Source organism: uncultured Campylobacter sp., from assembly GCF_938045595.1.
GTDB lineage: Bacteria > Campylobacterota > Campylobacteria > Campylobacterales > Campylobacteraceae > Campylobacter_B.
The window spans coordinates 1-1212 of the sequence record NZ_CALIBB010000230.1; the positions used below are offsets into that span (position 1 = coordinate 1).

Genomic DNA, 1212 nt, shown 5'->3' on the forward strand with positions numbered 1-1212 from the left:
CTTTAAGCTAGAGCGCGGTCGGTACCGCTTGGAAATTTTAGGCGGATACCGAGGCGCAAATTTTAGCGGCGCGCCCGCTCCCCTCGGCGATACGCCTATCTTAAGCGATACGCCCGTTTTTCATCTGCGGCTTACGCCTTCCGCTGAGCTTAAATTTAGCGGCGATTTGGAAACGTCATTTTATTTTTAACCGAATTTATAAAATTTTGCGTAAAATTTCTCTTTAATGCGCGGCGTCCAGCAAAATGCTATAATCGGCGCCAAATTACGGGAGGCGAGATGATTTTTGACGAACTTATGGATGCGCTGGCGCAAAACGGTTGGCAGATACGGCGCAGGGATGAAATTTGCCCGCCGCGGGGCGAATTTTTGGGCGGCAGATTTAAAAATTTAAGCGAAGATTTTTACCGCTTCGTTTGCTCTTTTGAGACTTTGCATGACGCTGCGGACGCCGTTTGGTTCGTGTCTGCTCGGGATTATGCGTCGTCAGGCGCGGACGAGGCGGAATTTTGCTACGGAGATTTTGAAAAAGACAGCCTGGAGTGCGCGGCTAACGATGCGGAAAGAGCCGCCGTGAGCGCGTTTTGGAGCGGGTGCTTGCCGTTTTTATTTTCGGTCAGAGGCGAACGCTGCTTCGCGGGCATCCTCACGCAGGGCGCAGACGCGGGCAAGATCGTATTCGGCGCGGAACCGATCTACGAAGACGTCTCGATCATCGCGCAAAGCTTTGAGGAATTTATCGCTCTTTTCCTCGCCGCACTCACGGACAAAAGCGCCGCGAAATATCCGCTTTCTTGCTTTGTGTAGCGGCATGCGATGCGAGCAAAGCGGTACTGCGAGCGCGAGTAAAACAGCGGCGGGGTGCGGGTAAATTTTAGCCTCGCGCAAAATCCGCGTCGCGGATCATATCGGAGAGTAAAATTTCGCTCGATGTTTAAAGCAAAGCGCGGAAAAACAGCGCTGCAAATTATACAAGCCACAGAAGTCTGCCCGCACGGCTCTGCCATTCTATCTCCTTGAGCGCTTTAAGAATATCCTCGTTTTGAAATTTAATGCTTACCGATAGAAACGAGCAGTGCTCTACCCGCCCCAAAAGCGGCAAGTCGCTTGCGCAAAGTAGGAATTTTTGCGTATCGTAGCGATGCTGTTTGCCGCTAAATTCCACCATTTTACCGCCGCGCAGACACAAGCACGCGCCGGGCTCATAGATCG

Annotated in this window: 3 protein-coding genes; 2 read left to right on the forward strand and 1 reads right to left on the reverse strand. The window is 51.9% G+C overall.

The window, feature by feature from the left end:
- On the forward strand, nucleotides 1–190 hold a 190-nt coding region (locus tag Q0340_RS08845), incomplete at its 5' end, for a hypothetical protein (protein ID WP_298083018.1).
- A gap of 89 nt (nucleotides 191–279) precedes the next feature.
- Complete coding sequence (locus Q0340_RS08850; protein ID WP_298083019.1) at nucleotides 280–807, forward strand: hypothetical protein; 528 nt, start codon at nucleotides 280–282, stop codon at nucleotides 805–807.
- 160 nt (nucleotides 808–967) lie between these two features.
- Here the strand turns inward: Q0340_RS08850 and Q0340_RS08855 are convergent.
- A partial coding sequence (locus Q0340_RS08855) for an AraC family transcriptional regulator N-terminal domain-containing protein (protein ID WP_298083020.1) occupies nucleotides 968–1212 on the reverse strand: 245 nt, incomplete at its 5' end.

Coding starts and splice junctions, on each gene's coding strand:
- Q0340_RS08850 (WP_298083019.1), top strand. CDS start 280: ATGATTTTTGACGAACTTATGGATGCGCTGGCGCAAAACGGTTGGCAG.